Source organism: Hyphomicrobium sp., from assembly GCF_035687085.1.
Classification (GTDB): domain Bacteria; phylum Pseudomonadota; class Alphaproteobacteria; order Rhizobiales; family Hyphomicrobiaceae; genus Hyphomicrobium_B.
Window position 1 is genome coordinate 208,057 of sequence record NZ_DASRYS010000005.1, and the last position, 11,528, is coordinate 219,584.

General features: G+C 61.1%; 11 protein-coding genes and 1 tRNA gene. 4 read left to right on the forward strand and 8 right to left on the reverse strand.

Features of this window, described 5'->3' with window-relative positions:
• The first annotated feature begins 409 nt into the window (after positions 1-409).
• Positions 410-1,540 (forward strand): porin, encoded by a 1,131-nt coding sequence (locus VFG26_RS04430; protein WP_325022642.1) that lies wholly within the window; start codon positions 410-412, stop codon positions 1,538-1,540.
• Between the two features lie 10 nt (positions 1,541-1,550).
• Here the strand turns inward: VFG26_RS04430 and VFG26_RS04435 are convergent, their stop codons facing one another.
• A complete protein-coding gene (locus VFG26_RS04435; RefSeq protein WP_325022644.1) occupies positions 1,551-3,038 on the reverse strand; it encodes an aldehyde dehydrogenase family protein in 1,488 nt (495 codons plus the stop codon).
• 348 nt (positions 3,039-3,386) lie between these two features.
• Between VFG26_RS04435 and VFG26_RS04440 the strand changes: the two genes are divergently transcribed.
• Positions 3,387-4,361 carry a complex I NDUFA9 subunit family protein gene (locus tag VFG26_RS04440; RefSeq protein ID WP_325022646.1) on the forward strand — a complete coding sequence of 325 codons (975 nt, stop codon included), beginning with the start codon at positions 3,387-3,389 and terminating at the stop codon, positions 4,359-4,361.
• A gap of 88 nt (positions 4,362-4,449) precedes the next feature.
• Here the strand turns inward: VFG26_RS04440 and VFG26_RS04445 are convergent, their stop codons facing one another.
• Both VFG26_RS04445 and VFG26_RS04450 read right to left on the reverse strand, forming a co-directional pair.
• Complete coding sequence (locus tag VFG26_RS04445; protein WP_325022648.1) at positions 4,450-4,737, reverse strand: DUF1150 domain-containing protein; 288 nt, start codon at positions 4,735-4,737, stop codon at positions 4,450-4,452.
• A gap of 128 nt (positions 4,738-4,865) precedes the next feature.
• Positions 4,866-5,309, reverse strand: a complete 444-nt coding sequence (locus VFG26_RS04450) for an Hsp20 family protein (RefSeq protein ID WP_325022650.1) — start codon at positions 5,307-5,309, stop codon at positions 4,866-4,868.
• Positions 5,310-5,581: 272 nt separating this feature from the next.
• Here VFG26_RS04450 and VFG26_RS04455 point away from each other — a divergent pair, with 272 nt between their 5' ends.
• Both VFG26_RS04455 and pqqA read left to right on the forward strand, forming a co-directional pair.
• The gene (locus tag VFG26_RS04455) at positions 5,582-6,268 is read left to right on the forward strand and encodes a hypothetical protein (RefSeq protein WP_325022652.1); all 687 of its coding nucleotides are present in this window, start codon (positions 5,582-5,584) and stop codon (positions 6,266-6,268) included.
• Between the two features lie 149 nt (positions 6,269-6,417).
• Entirely contained in the window at positions 6,418-6,507 is a 90-nt protein-coding gene (pqqA, locus tag VFG26_RS04460; protein ID WP_045838205.1) for a pyrroloquinoline quinone precursor peptide PqqA, read from the forward strand.
• Positions 6,508-6,601: 94 nt separating this feature from the next.
• On the opposite strand, the gene VFG26_RS04465 is transcribed toward pqqA, so the two are convergent.
• The 5 genes from VFG26_RS04465 to VFG26_RS04485 all read right to left on the reverse strand — a co-directional run bounded on the left by VFG26_RS04465 (position 6,602) and on the right by VFG26_RS04485 (position 11,490).
• Positions 6,602-8,425 (reverse strand): ABC-F family ATP-binding cassette domain-containing protein, encoded by a 1,824-nt coding sequence (locus VFG26_RS04465; protein ID WP_325022656.1) that lies wholly within the window; start codon positions 8,423-8,425, stop codon positions 6,602-6,604.
• Positions 8,426-8,537: 112 nt separating this feature from the next.
• Positions 8,538-8,753 (reverse strand): YbdD/YjiX family protein, encoded by a 216-nt coding sequence (locus VFG26_RS04470; RefSeq protein WP_325022658.1) that lies wholly within the window; start codon positions 8,751-8,753, stop codon positions 8,538-8,540.
• A gap of 3 nt (positions 8,754-8,756) precedes the next feature.
• Positions 8,757-10,808, reverse strand: coding sequence for a carbon starvation CstA family protein (locus VFG26_RS04475; RefSeq protein WP_325022660.1), 2,052 nt, complete (start codon positions 10,806-10,808; stop codon positions 8,757-8,759).
• A 134-nt stretch (positions 10,809-10,942) separates the two neighbouring features.
• Positions 10,943-11,018: transfer RNA gene (locus VFG26_RS04480), tRNA-Ala, on the reverse strand.
• A gap of 97 nt (positions 11,019-11,115) precedes the next feature.
• Positions 11,116-11,490, reverse strand: coding sequence for a TIGR02300 family protein (locus VFG26_RS04485; RefSeq protein WP_325022662.1), 375 nt, complete (start codon positions 11,488-11,490; stop codon positions 11,116-11,118).
• Positions 11,491-11,528 lie beyond the last annotated feature (38 nt).

Genomic DNA, 11,528 nt, shown 5'->3' on the forward strand with positions numbered 1-11,528 from the left:
ATTGGGGTGTCAGGTAAATTGTGCCGAGGCGGAAGTCAATTGCGAGACGCACATCGGGGCGGAACAACGCACGTCATCGTCAAAGCGTCGCGGCTCTCTACTTTGGGCAGGAGGGTTGGCGGCCTCGCAGGTGAGGCGCGCACGTTATTCTAGGCACGTATTTTTCAGGGCATCTGGGACGGCCAGTTCTCGGGCGCGCCGAATCGTTTCAGAGCTTTTGGGAACTGTTCAAATCAATGAATTCCTAAGAGCAGGCCGCCAAATCCTGCTTCTTCGGATCTCAATATTCGTGCCGGCGCCTGCGAGTTTCGGCCAGTTCACCTGAGTGTTAAGTCTCTGTATTTTATTGATATTTTTCAATTCATATTGGCCGCGGAGCGATCGGCGGAGCCTTGCTAAGGGTGACTTCATGTTCGGCAATTCGCGACGGGTGGCTGCCGCCATCGGTACGGTGGCGTGCCTTGGCAGTTCACCCGCTGGCGCGCAGGAATTTGCGCGGTTCAATCTGTGGGACCAGCAGTCCTGGATCAGCATCGGTGCCGGGCTTCGCGGCCAATACATCTCGGACGTCGGCCTCGCGGATCCGACGCAAGAAGGCTGGGAGTTGAACAGCGCCCGGCTTTACATACAGGGCCAGGCCAATAAGCACGTGGGCTTCACGTACAACACTGACATCGACCAGGACAGCCACGGCAACCCGACGGGCATTCAAACGCTCGATGCCCTGGGCCGCATCGAGTTCATGGACGAGTTCAACCTCTATGGCGGGCGCATGCTGCCGCCGAGCGACCGCGTGAACCTCGACGGGCCTTTCAATCTCGGCACCTGGCAGTTTCCGTTTGTCAGCGCCTATCCGAACATCTTCGATGGGCGCGATACCGGCGGCTCGGTGTGGGGGGACATCGGCCATTTCAAGTACATGCTCGGCGGCTTCCTCGGCTGCACGGCGGACGAGAACTCCTGCTTCAATCGAGACGCGAACGGACCGCTCTTCGCAGGGCGCATCCAATATGACTTCTGGGACAAGGAGGCCGGCTATTATACCTTCTCCAGCGACTACTACGGCAAGAAGGAGGTTCTCTCGGTCGGCATCGTCGGGCAATTCCAGAACGATGCGGCGTCGAACGGCACGCGGTCTGCCGACTGGTCGGGTTTCAACGTCGACGTGCTGATGCAGAAGAAGGTTTGGAACGACGATGTCTTCACGATCGAAGGCGCGTACTACATCTACGATAGCTCAGGCCTCGATACGCGGACGGCATTCGGCGGAAACGGGATCGCGGATGGCAATGCCTACTTCATCCTGACGAGCTACCTGATCAACAAGAAGGTATGTGTCGGCAGATTCCAGCCCGTGTTCCGCTACCAGGAATTCGATCATGACTTCGGGCCGGACATCGCTGAATATTCCGTCGGCACCAACTTCATCATCGATGGGCACGACGCGCTTCTTTCGGCGCTGTTCTCGCACGAGAACCTCGATGAGGACGGCCACGGCGACGTCAACCGCTTCATTCTCGGGGCGCAGGTCCAGTTCTGATCGGGCATCATCAGAACGGATATGGGTGGCCTCTGTATTGCAGCGTAATCCAATGCGCGCTGGTGAATTCTTCCATCGCCCACCGGCCGTTGAACCGCCCTATGCCTGAGTTTTTTTCGCCGCCGAACGGCGCGTTGGCCTGATCATCCACCGTCATATCGTTGATGTGCGTCATGCCGGCGACGATATTGCGCGCGAAGTGCAGGCCGCGCTCGTAGTCGCGCGTGAAGACGGCACTCGTCAGCCCGTAGCCGGTGGCGTTGGCGAGTTCGAGCGCTTGCTGCTCACCTTCCGCCTTGAGGATCGGCAGAACCGGCCCGAAGCTTTCCTCAGCCGCGATGTCCCAGTTCGGCTTGATGCCGTCGAAGACATGCGGCGGCAGCACTTGACCCTGGGCGTCCCCACCGACGAGCTGCCGGCCGCCATCTCGCCGCGCATTCTCGATCTTCTCCTCCAATCCATTGAGCTGCGATTTGTTGATGATCGGACCGATCGCCGTCCGGGGATCGTCGGGGTTGCCAACTTGGAGCTTTCGCGCACGCTCGACGACGGCTTCGACGAACTGGTCGTGAATTTCTGAATCGACGATCACCCGATTGGTGCTGATGCAGATCTGCCCCTGATGCAAAAAGCGGCCGACGATTGCTGCGTGCGCGGCCTGTTCAACGTCGGCGTCGCCAAGTACGACGAGGGGCGCGTTACCGCCGAGTTCGAGGGCGACGCGCTTGATGTACTTGCCGCCATGGGCAAGCTTGCCGATGCCTCGGCCGACGACGGTTGATCCGGTGAAGGAAATCAGGCGTGGCGTGGGATGTTCGACGAAGTAATCGCCGATTTCGCTTCCGGCGCCGACGACGACATTGAGAAGCCCTGGCGGAAGGCCCGCTTCCTCGAAAAGGCGTGCGATCAGTAAACCGCCGGTGACTGGCGTGTCGCTTGCCGGTTTGACGACGCAGGCGTTGCCCAATGCCAGCGCTGGGGCGACGGATCGCATGGTGAGATGCAGCGGAAAATTCCACGGGCTGATGATGCCGACGACTCCCAGCGGCTCACGGTAGACGCGACTTTCCTGGCCGGGAATTGAGGACGGCAAGATGCGGCCTTCGATGCGGTCTGGAAAGCTCGCGGACTCGATCATGATGTTGCGCGCGACATCGATTTCGAGGTTGGCTTTGATGCGCGTACTGCCCGACTCGCGGACAAGCCAGCTCAAAACTTCCTGCCGCCGGCGCTCCAGTATCTCTGCCGCATCAAAGAGGACCTGCGCGCGCTCCTGATGCGGTTTTTGTGCCCAGGGCTTCTGCGCGGCTTTTGCCGCTGCATAGGCGGCGTCGAGGTCTTCCGCGCTCGCCATGCGAATTTCGGCCAGCGTATCGCCATTGTAGGGATCGCGATCGATATTGTTGTGCGTGGAATGGCCGAGGAGCCATTCGCCGTTGATGCTCAGGCGATCGAGATCGGTGTAGACACCGCTGTCGGCTGTCGCCAAATCGGTCATCGTGTTGATCCTATGGTGCTTGTTCGCGGCGCCTGCGCTCGGCGGATTGCTCTCACGGTGATGCGAGGCGGAAAAGGCGCACAGGCAGTTTAAGTGCTCGCCAGGAGGCTTGCACGGGCAGAAGCCCCAGCAACCTTTGCTCGAGCGATCATTGGTGCACCAATTGCCACCGGGCGATCCGAAATGAAGGACAGGAGCGGAGCGCGGCTTTGGCGTAGCGTTCATCGGCCGGGCTCACAGGTCGTCTGCAATGCTCTTGCGCCGTTGAGGCTTCACAGCGGCATCCGAGGCCGCTAGAGCAGAGGCCGGCATTCGCGCCCACACGGGCTGCAGCATCGAGGTTTCGAAATGGCGCAAAACGGCAAGCTGGCGACGGTGTTCGGGGGCTCTGGATTCGTCGGACGCTACATCGTTCGGGAATTGGCTCGGAAGGGCTACCGGGTGCGGGCGGCCGTTCGCAGGCCGGATCTCGCGGGTTATCTGCAACCCATGGGCGTCGTCGGGCAGATCCATGCAGTCCAAGCCAATCTGCGCTTTGCCGATTCCGTGGCGCGGGCCGTGGAGGGTGCAGAGATCGTCGTCAATGCCGTCGGCATTCTGTCACCGGCCGGCGCGCAGAGTTTCGAGGCTCTGCATGCCAAGGGCGCCGAGCGCGTCGCGAAGGCGGCGAGGGAAGCCGGTGCAGCCCGCCTCATCCATATTTCCGCGATCGGGGCCGACAAGGATTCGCCGTCGCTCTATGCGCGCACTAAGGCTGAGGGCGAGCGGGCGACGTTTGCCGAGTTTTCCTCGGCGTATGTGCTGAGGCCGTCTCTCGTGTTCGGCCCCGAGGACGAGTTCTTCAACCGCTTCGCCGCCATGGCGCGCATGAGCCCATTTCTTCCGCTCGTTGGCGGTGGCGCGACGAAGTTCCAGCCGGTCTTCGTCGGCGACGTCGGCCAGGCGGCGGCCAATGCAGCGACGGGGACAGGCAAGCCCGGCACCATTTATGAGCTCGGCGGTCCGGAAGTCCTGAGCTTCCGCGATCTCCTGAAGGCGACGCTGCATTACTCGGATCGCCGGCGCATGCTGTTGCCGCTGCCGTTCGGAATGGCGAAGCTGATGGCGGTGCTGAGCTCGCCGCTGCCGAATTCTCTGCGTCCGCTAACGCTCGATCAGGTTCGGTTGCTGCAGTCTGATAACGTTGTTTCGGAAGCGGCGAAGAAGGAAGGGCGGACGATCGCTGCGCTGGGGGTTGAAAGCCCTGCTTCAATCGATGGCATCGTTCCGGAGTACCTGGAGCGCTTCAAGCCCAAGGGCCAATACGCCCATTATCACCCCTGAAGCGGCGCCTGACTGAAGGGCCAAAAAATTAGAGCCGCCCGATAACCGGGCGACTCCTCGCAAAACTCTGAAGCTTCAGGCCGCTCGCTCAGTGGAGCGGTGCAATGGACAGCTCGTCTTCCTGAGCGTGCCCAATGGCCGCCTGCAGCGTGTCGGTCAGCGCGATCGGCGTACCGTCGGCAGCATGGAGCGAGAACAGCGGGATGCCCTTCGGCAATCCTTCGATCTGCGGAAACATCTCGATGGCTTCGTCCGAGGTGAGCGTCTTGATGTAGGCGACCTCACCGCCGCCAAGCCGTGCAAGTTCGAACTCGCTCATGACCGGCCCTACGGCATCGTGGACTTCTGTGGCTTTTGCGGTGGTCTTGTTATTCATGACGCTCTTCCTCCTTGTGTCGAGGCCGGGCTCTCATCGCAGCTTTGAGGACATCTCCCTCCAGCGTGCGGGTGTGCTCCGATCCTCCGACGATTCGGCCGCCGGCGCTGTGACGCGAAAGACTCAGCTCAGGTCGAGCTTTTGAGTTTTTTCGCGGTACCTATCTCAATACGCCTGACAAGGCGCTCTGGTTCTAGGCGCTGTAGATCGACGGCCAGGAGCCCATTCGACAGCTCCGCGCTTTTTACCTCGATACCGTCGGCCAACACGAACGTCCGCGAGAACTGCCGCGAAGCGATGCCGCGATAGAGATAATCTCTCTCTTTGTCGTCACGCTGCTTGCCGCGAACGGTCAATTGCTTGTCTTCGAGCGTGATTTCGAGTTCGTCTTGCGTGAAGCCGGCTACGGCCAAGGTGATCCGAAGAAGCTCCCCGGTATTTCCATCCCGGGCGATCCTCTCGATATTGTATGGCGGGTAGCCGTCGCCACCTTTGGTGGCTCGATCGACCAGCCGCTCGATTTCCTCGAAGCCCAAAAGCAGCGGGTTCGACAGTGCGGTTAGGCGTGTCATTTGAAGGCCCTTAGTGAAGCGACCATCTTTCCCAAATTCCCGAACCCTCTTTCGAGCCGTCCGGATCGTGGCATCTCTGCCCAGCGATATGATGAAGATATGGGTGGTCTTCCCCAGTGTTCAAGCATGAAGGATGTGGCGGGCGCGGGGGGAGTGTCGCGGACGCCTCAGGTGCGCTCAAAACGCGAAAAAGCCAGGGCTGCTGCCTTAGTGCCGCCCGCCTGGATGCCCAAGGAAACCGCTCTTCGGGCTTTTATCAGCATGGGGGTTTCATGAGGTTCGCGTTCTCGGTGTTCTCGGCAGCCGTGGCCTTTTCGATCGTTGCATTTGCCATTCCACCGGCGGGCGCAGACGAGCCTGCGACTGCCAGGGATGATTCCGGAAAGGTATTGGGCGATCCGGCCGGCCCGCTGACGCCCGCCGAGAACGCCGAGAAAGAAGCCCGTCAGGCCTGCAAGGTCGATCTATGCCGGGCATTCCACTCGAAAGACACTTCAGGCAAGGACGTGGCATGCCACGTGATCAAGAGCTGGCGGAAAGAGCAGCTGGTGAAGCTCGTCGGCAAATTGAAGGTGAAATGGCCATACGATGGTGCTCACTGCTCGACCGACCTAAGCGTCAAGCGTTCGGATCTGGTGAAGGCCATGTCGGAGCCCAAGGCCGAACTCGTTCTGGATAAACACACCGTCGCTTGTTCCATTGCGAGCGAGAAGAAGGGCGCGACGGATTTCTCATTCGAACTGACGCCCACCGTCACTTTCGAGAACGGCAAGGCCACCAAGGCGCAGGCTCATTGGGGCAAGATTGAAGCGCCAACTCTGATCAAAAGCGCGCTTTGGACCGCCACGGCCGCTGACAATACCGTGAACATCCTGTCGGGTTCGATTGTCGAGGAAGTGAACGAGTTCGTCTCGAAGCGTTGCGACGAGGTGAAAGACAAGTGGGCTGCGAAGCAATGAGCAATCAAATAACGTTTCGCAAATGCGAAGTGTTATATTGTTATTAGGCGGGCTTATGAGTGCCCATTGTAAATACGATTGGCGCTTATTACTTCATCAGCATACGAAAGCGCTCGTTAAGCGTGGACAAGCCACTCTTGGAGGAAACCATGAAGACGTGGTCGAAGCCCGAAGTTCGTGAGCAGGAAGTTGGTCTCGAAGTGACCAGCTATCTGCCGGCTGAGATCGACCTCATCTAATTTAGATGTGGTCGGCCTTAGGGTCGGACTTTCAAGCGGCGGCCGAGCCTTTCGGTCGTCGCTTTTATTTTGAATTGCCTGCGCCCGGTTTTTCCTAGGCCTGTTTTTCGACGGCCTCGCGTTTTTCCTCGAGCTCCAGCCAGCGCGTTTCGAGTGCTTCAAGCTGGCTCTGTGCCTGCCCCAACCTGTCGTTGGCTTTATCGAAGGCTGCCCGGTCGCGCGTGAAGAGATCGGCATCGGCGAGCTGCTCGGCGAGCTTCTGGATCTCGGCTTCGAGCTTTTCCATTTCGAGCGGAAGTGACTCGAGTGCGTGCTTGTCCTTGAAGGACAGCTTCTGCTTCGAGGCTGCCGTTGATGGCGTGCTCTGGGCCGCATCCGCCTTGTGAGATCCGTTTCCAGCCTCCGGCCGCGATTTCTTTTTGAGGGCCTTGCCTTTGCGCTGGGCCAGCATATCCGAATAGCCGCCGGCGTATTCGGTCCAATAGCCGTCTCCGTCAGGCGCCAATACGCTCGTCACGATGCGATCGAGAAAATCACGATCGTGGCTGACGAGCAAAATCGTGCCGGCGTAGTCGGACAGAAGCTCCTGCAGGAGGTCGAGCGTCTCGAGATCGAGATCGTTGGTCGGCTCGTCGAGGATGAGCACGTTCGACGGTTTGGCAAGCGCACGGGCCAGCATGAGCCGGGCGCGTTCTCCGCCCGACAGCACGCGGATCGGCGAGAGCCGCTGCTCGGGCAGGAACAGGAAGTCCTGCATGTAGCTCGCGACGTGGCGGGGCTTGCCGTTGATGATGACCTGGTCGCCGCGTCCGCCCGTCAGCGCGTCCGACACGGTCCAATTGGGATTGAGTTCATCGCGCTTCTGATCGAGCGTCACGATCTCGAGGTTGGCGCCGTGGCGGATGTTGCCGCTGTCAGGCGCTATCTCTCCCGTCAGCAGCTTGATGAGCGTGGTTTTGCCGGCGCCGTTCGGGCCGACGATGCCGAGGCGGTCGCCGCGCATGACGCGCAGGTCGAGGCCGCGAACGATGTCGGTTTCGCCATAACCTTTCGAGATCGCGGTCGTCTCGACGACAAGCTTGCCGGAGATGCTGCCTTCAGAGGCTTCCAGGCGAACCTGCCCCACGGAATGGCGCTGTTCGCGCACTTCCTGGCGCATGGCTTTCAGTTCGCGCACGCGGCGGACGTTGCGCTTGCGGCGGCCCGTGACGCCGCCGTGCATCCACTGGTTCTCGCGGACGATCTTGCGGTCGAGCTTATGGCGCTCGATTTCTTCCTCTTCGAGGACCTTGTCGCGCCAATCTTCGAAGGCGGCGAAGCCCTGTTCGAGGCGGCGAGTCTTACCGCGATCGAGCCAGACGGTGGCGCGCGAGAGCGTTTCGAGGAAGCGCCTATCGTGGCTGATGAGGAGCAGCGCCGAGCGCGAGGCCAGCAGCGTCGTTTCCAGCCATTCGATGGCGGTGAGGTCGAGATGGTTCGTCGGCTCGTCGAGCAGCAGGACGTCAGGCTTGGCGACAATGACCTGGGCGAGACCGGCGCGGCGGGCCTCGCCGCCGGACAAGGTTTTTGGATCGGCGTCCGGCGAAAGGCCGAGTTCGGCCAGAAGGTATTCCGCCTCGTAGGGATCATCGGCCGGCCCAAGACCCGCTTGGACGAAGGCGCGAACGGTGTCGAAGCCCGTGAAGTCAGCTTCCTGGCGGAGGTAGCGGATGCTGGCGTTGGGATGGGCGAAGCGCTCGCCGCGATCGGGTTCGACGAGGCCCGCTGCGATTTTCAGAAGGGTCGATTTACCCGAGCCATTGCGGCCAACAAGGCAGACCCGGTCGCCCGGCGCGACGGTCAGCTCGGCGCTTTCCAAGAGCGGGGTCCCGCCGAAGGTCAGGTTGATGTCTTTGAGCGTAATCAGAGGAGGTGCCATAGGGCCTCGTAGCTGTGGATGCGCGCCGGATCAATCCTCGTGCACGCCCGTCGCGGCGAAGCGGCGAGCACGCGCAAGGATGAGGCCGTCCGTTTTGACGCGGGGAAGCCCCTTAGCAGCAGCGGCTGATTTTGCCGCCGCCTTCGCCGTACCGGCTGGCTTGGCGTTCGCGGAAGAAATCTTCGTAGCTCATCACCGGCTCGTCCGGATGCTTGCTGCGGCGATGCGCGACGTAAGCCTCATAGTCGGGCACGCCGATCATCAACCGCGCCGTCTTCGCGATGCCGGTTGTGAATTCAGAGATAAGCTTGGTGCCGGATTTTATCATGCATCACTCCGCCGCAACCATTGCGGTCTCGCGGGCTGAGACTTGCGGATTGGCAAGAGCCTTGAAGACGGCCGCGAGGCCGAAGCCGATCATGCCGACGACGAGGCCGATCAAGAGCCCCGTCAGGGTGGCGTTCAGGTAGTCATTGAAAACAATGCGCTGCATGTCAGCGATCGATTTGGCCGGCGCGATAACTTGGCCCGAAGCAAGCGAGCTTGAGAATTTCTCGGCGTGAGCGAGAAAACCGATCGCCGGATTATCGCTGAAGATTTTCTGCCAGCCGGCGGTGAGGGTGCAGATCGCGACCCAGGCTGCGGGCGCGAGCGTCACCCAAGCGTAGCGCTGCCGTTTCATCTTGAAGAGAATGACGGTGCAGAGCGTCAGCGCGATGCAGGCGAGCATCTGGTTGGCGATGCCGAAGAGCGGCCACAGCGTGTTGATGCCACCCAAGGGATCGACGACGCCCTGGTAGAGGAAGTAGCCCCAGCCCCCGACGGCGATGGATGTCGCGACGATGTTAGCGGTCCAGGATCGCGTCTCGCGGAGCGATGGCCGAAAGGTGCCCATCAGGTCCTGGATCATGAAGCGCGCGACGCGCGTTCCGGCGTCGATTGTGGTCAGGATGAAGAGCGCCTCGAAGAGAATGGCGAAGTGGTACCAGAACGCCATCATGGCTTTGCCGCCGATGGCGCTGGAGAGAATTTCAGCCATGCCGACGGCCAGCGTCGGGGCGCCGCCGGTTCGCGAGAGGATCGTCGACTCGCCGACGTGGGTCGCGGCTTCCTTCAGCGCCTCGGGCGTGATGGCGAAGCCCCAGCCCGATATCGCGGCTGCGGCGGTCTCCGGAGTGGTGCCGATGAGCCCCGCCGGGCTGTTCAATGCGAAGTAGAGGGCGGGGTCGAGCGTCGATGCTGCGACCAATGCCATGATGGCAACGAAGCTTTCCATCAGCATCGCGCCGTAGCCGATGAAGCGGGCGTTGACCTCGTTATCGAGCATCTTCGGCGTCGTGCCGGAGGCGACCAGCGAGTGGAAGCCCGAGATCGCGCCGCAGGCAATCGTGATGAACAGGAACGGGAAGAGGCTTCCGGCAAAGACTGGGCCTGTGCCGTCGATGAATTTCGTAACGGCCGGCATCTTGAGTTCGGGCAGCACGACGAAGATGCCGATCGCGAGGCCGGCGATGGTGCCGATTTTCAGGAAGGTCGACAGGTAGTCGCGCGGCGCGAGCAGCGTCCATACGGGCAGCACGGAGGCAACGAAGCCGTAGACGATCAGCATGACCGAGAGCTGTTCGCCGGAATAGTCAAACATCGGCCCGAGCACGGGGTGCTCGGCAACGTAGCGGCCGAAAATCAGAGACAGCATCAACAGCGCAAAGCCGATCAGCGACATTTCGGCGATGCGGCCGGGCCGGATGTAGCGGCCGTAAAAGCCCATGAGCACGGCGATCGGAATCGTCATCATGACCGTGAAGGTCGCCCACGGGCTTTGCTTCAGCGCTTTGACGACGACGAGCGCCAGCACCGCGAGCAGGATGACCATGATGAGGAGGACGCCGATCATCGCGATGGTGCCCGCTACCGGACCAAGCTCAGAGCGGATCATTTCGCCGAGGGAGCGGCCGTCGCGGCGGGTCGAGGCCCACAGCATGATGAAGTCCTGCACGGCGCCGGCAAAGATGACGCCGAAAATCAGCCAGAGCGTTCCGGGCAGGTAGCCCATCTGTGCTGCGAGCACAGGGCCGACGAGGGGACCGGCGCCGGCGATCGCCGCAAAGTGGTGTCCGAAGAGGACCGTCTTGTCCGTCGGGCAGTAGTCGAGGCCGTCGTTGAATCGCTGGGCGGGCGTCAGGCGCCGCTTGTCCAGTTGCAGGACGCGGTCGGCAATGAAGCGGCTATAATAGCGATAGGCCAGCAGATACGAGCAGATCGCGGCGGACACGAGCCAGATGGCGTTGATGGTTTCGCCGCGCGCCAGCGCGACTGTGCCAAGCGAGAAGGCGCCGAGCGCGGCTACGGCGACCCAAATGAGGTTCAAGCGCCAGTTCTGCATAGTTCCGTCCCCATCGTTCGCGATTATGCTTCGCAAATCGTTTTAGCGCCGGGGAGACTACATAAAACGCTTAGGCAGGTCAGCCATCTCGGCGACTGAGCCGCAGGTGCAACCAATTTGGTTGAAAGGAGGATTGGTGGAGCTAACCGGGATCGAACCGGTGACCTCTTGCATGCCATGCAAGCGCTCTCCCAGCTGAGCTATAGCCCCGAACCAATTCATCGGCGGGGCTGGATCCCGCCGAAATTCTGAAGTCCCGCCTGATAGTTCGTCTTGGCGAAAACTGCAAGGACGTTTCCGAGATTTATTAGGGCTCTTCGTCGCCCTCGCCAGCAGGACCGCCGATGATGTTCGACATGTCGCCGCCTTCCTCTTCCTCTTCTTCGAGGAAGGTCTCGTCGTCTTCGGCGCCCGTGTCGTCGGCTTCGACGTCGACGAGAGCCTCTTCGCCCTCGACCACCGGCAGATCACCATCCACTTCGTCGCCAGCGGACTTCTTGGCCTTCTTGCCTGCGAGGTCCCGCTGCTCGGCCTGAAGGGCCGCCAGAGCGGCCGGCGAGGAAGCGATCACGTACTTCGCGTCGCAGAACGGGCAGATGATCGGGTCTTTGCCGAGATCATAGAAGCGCTCGTCGCAGTTCTGACAGGTGCGCTTCGTCCCTCGCGCTTGCTTGGTCGCCATTGATCGTGCCTCGGGGTTCGGAAATCGAGGGAGCCCCT